Raw genomic sequence first — 3,239 nt, forward strand, 5'->3', positions numbered from 1 at the left:
AAGTACAATAGCGTCCACCTAATGCACAGGCTGGTTAGAAATACTGCAGATATAGATATCATGCAGTTCGATATCCGGCATGTGCGGTAGAGGCGCGAATTGAATGAGTAGTTGTCGTTGGGGTGATGCCGATGAACGATGATGAAAGGTCTGTTCGCCGAAGTGACAGCGTCGATCAAAACCTGTTGCTGGGGTTGAACTCGAAGAGGGTCAACACTGCCATAGTCTATAATTTTAACTATGGAGCGCTACTGTAGGGGTTGGGTGGAGTGTTCACTTCCCTGTCGCTAAGTTCAACATGAGCTGGTCTGATTCGGCTGGTTTGTCTGCAGTAGATCTCTAACCAATATTATCTGGTTTTTGAAGATCATGAATTTAATTGATTTCGCATCATCTCCTTTATCTCTTTTGCCTCCGATAGTGGCATTGAGTCTCGCGATCATTACGCGACGTGTACTGGTTTCTCTGGGCGTCGGTATTTTACTCGGCGCTATTTTGCTCGCTGATTACTCGGTTGGCGGCGCGATGGGTTACGTGGGTACTACAGTGTCCAGTGTCTTTATAGAAGACGGCGGCATTAATACCTGGAACATGAGTATCGTTGGTTTCCTTATCCTGTTAGGCATGATGACCGCATTGCTGACGTTGTCAGGTGGCACACGTGCTTTTGCTGAATGGGCTCAGGTCCGGGTGAAAAGCAAGCGCGGCTCAAAGCTGCTGGCGGCTTTCCTGGGTGTGTTTATTTTTGTCGATGACTATTTTAACAGCCTGGCTGTGGGGTCGATCTCCCGCCCTGTTACTGACCGTTTTTACGTCTCTCGGGCCAAGTTGGCGTACATTCTGGATTCCACTGCGGCACCAATGTGCGTGGTGATGCCAGCGTCAAGCTGGGGCGCGTACATTATGACCATCATCGGTGGCATTCTTGTATCACATGGCATCACTGAGTATTCCGCTCTGGGGGCATATCTGCGTCTGGTTCCGATGAATTTCTACGCGATTTTTGCACTGCTGATGGTCTTCGCCGTGGTGTGGTTCCAGCTTGATGTTGGTCAGATGCGCCGACATGAAATTCAGGCGTCTCAGGGACGCGGTTTCGACTCAGATAAAGAAAACGATTCTCAGGAAGCCCATGAGCTGAATGAAGAGCTGGACATCACTGAAAGTGAACATGGCAAAGTTTCTGATCTGATCCTGCCGATTGTGTTGCTGATTGTGGCGACGATTTCGGCAATGATCTACACCGGAGGCCAAGCGCTGGCTGCGGACGGTCAAACGTTCAACATCCTGGGGGCTTTCGAAAATACCGATGTAGGCAAATCACTGATTTACGGTGGTTTGGTTGGTTTGGTGATGGCGCTGTACACCGTCGTCAAGCAGAAGCTGCCGGTGTCAGATATCGCTAAAACGCTGTGGATCGGCGCCAAATCGATGTTTGGTGCGATCCTCATCCTTATTTTCGCTTGGACAATTGGCTCTGTGATCGGCGACATGAAAACCGGCGCTTATTTATCGTCGCTGGTGCAGGGGAACATCAACCCGCATTGGCTGCCGGTCATTCTGTTCTTGTTGTCTGGCCTGATGGCATTCTCTACCGGTACATCATGGGGCACGTTTGGGATTATGCTGCCCATTGCAGGGGACATGGCTGGCGCGACCGATTTAGCGTTAATGCTGCCGATGCTGAGTGCAGTGCTGGCGGGGTCGGTCTTTGGCGATCACTGTTCTCCGATTTCCGACACCACTATCTTATCGTCGACTGGTGCGCGTTGTAACCACATTGATCACGTGTCAACGCAGCTGCCTTATGCTCTGGCGGTGGCTCTGGTTTCGTCGATCGGCTTTGTGGTACTTGGGATGACGGCGTCAGTTGCGCTGTCTCTGGCGGCATCAAGTGTGTCTTTTGTGCTGGTTTGTGTCGTGATGTCGATGCTAGCCAAGTCGAAGATATCACGCTGTGAAGCGGCGTAACGGTGACACGGTCAAAATGAAAACTCCGCCTCAGGCGGAGTTTTTTGTTTGTAGCCAAAGCTGTGGCAATAACCAGATTTTCCACAAAGGTGTGTGGTGCGTGCTACAGCTGCAAATTGTGCTTTTTGATCAGGCGATACAAGGTGGTTCGAGAGATACCTAGCTGGCGAGCGGCGGCACTCATGTTGTGCTTGTTGTCGGAAATGGCTTGCAACAGATAATCGAGATCAATTTGATCGCTGGCAGGCAACATCTGACGATCAATGACTTCCAGACCGAAGTCAGCGGCTTCCAGGTTGTCATCGTCGCTCATGATCAAGGCACGCTGAATGACATTTCTCAGTTCGCGTACATTTCCCGGCCAGGCGTGTTTAATTAACTGTTCCCTGGCATCTTCGGTAAGGGAAACCTGACGTGAGGGCGCAATTTTATTCAGGAAGAAACGGGCCAAGACTAAAACGTCAGCGCCGCGTTTTCTCAATGGCGGAATTTCGAGCGGAAGAATATTCAATCGATAGTATAAATCTTCACGAAAATTACCTTGAACTACTTCTTGCTTCAAGTCCACGTGGCTGGCGGCGATTACCCGGCAGTCGACAGAAATTACCCGTTCGGCTCCGACTTTGTGGATCTGCTTACTTTCCAGAAAGTGGAGCAGGTGGATCTGTAAATCAGCTGGCATGTCGCCAATTTCGTCCAGAAACAGCGTGCCGTGATTGGCTTGTTGAATGAAACCAGTGTGGTCTGAAACCGCACCAGTAAAGGCGCCTTTCTCGTGCCCGAACAGTTCTGAAGCGATCAGTCCACTGGGGATGGCGCCGCAGTTAACCTCCACAAAGGGGGCCAATCTTCTTGGCGACGCTTGATGGATGAGTCGGGCACACAAACCTTTGCCTACACCTGTTTCCCCCTGGATAAGCACTTCAGCGTCACATTTCGCGTATTTTTGAATCGCACAATGTAACCCTTTAACGCTTGGACTATCACCAATTAAAGGATACAGGTCAGCTTCGGATAGGTAATGAACTTTATCAGAATGACATCTACTCACGGTTCGACACTATTGGTTAGAACTCACACAGTAATAGTAGTCAGACCGTTCGTATTTGAGGTACGAAAGTCGTATCAATAATGAGAAGAGTTGGTAAATCTAAACTTGCTTTATACAACGAATAGCTTAGGTCAGTTTTGTCGTACATGGCAAGAAAGTTCACACCAAATAATAGGATTAGCGTGTCTAACGTGTTGATTCTTGAATTGTATAATCA

At 49.3% G+C, this 3,239-nt stretch carries 2 protein-coding genes and 1 riboswitch; of the genes, one reads left to right on the top strand and one right to left on the bottom strand.

The annotated features are described in order from the left end of the window. The first annotated feature begins 79 nt into the window (after positions 1–79). Positions 80–259: riboswitch (Lysine riboswitch) on the top strand. A 110-nt stretch (positions 260–369) separates the two neighbouring features. Then, positions 370–1,971 carry a Na+/H+ antiporter NhaC family protein gene (locus CAG65_RS08085; protein WP_161453292.1) on the top strand — a complete coding sequence of 534 codons (1,602 nt, stop codon included), beginning with the start codon at positions 370–372 and terminating at the stop codon, positions 1,969–1,971. A 103-nt stretch (positions 1,972–2,074) separates the two neighbouring features. On the opposite strand, the gene CAG65_RS08090 is transcribed toward CAG65_RS08085, so the two are convergent. Further along, a complete protein-coding gene (locus tag CAG65_RS08090) occupies positions 2,075–3,022 on the bottom strand; it encodes a sigma-54 interaction domain-containing protein (RefSeq protein WP_021704092.1) in 948 nt (315 codons plus the stop codon). Positions 3,023–3,239 lie beyond the last annotated feature (217 nt).

Origin of the sequence: Vibrio sp. V39_P1S14PM300 (assembly GCF_009904765.1) — a bacterium.
Lineage (GTDB): Bacteria > Pseudomonadota > Gammaproteobacteria > Enterobacterales > Vibrionaceae > Vibrio > Vibrio proteolyticus.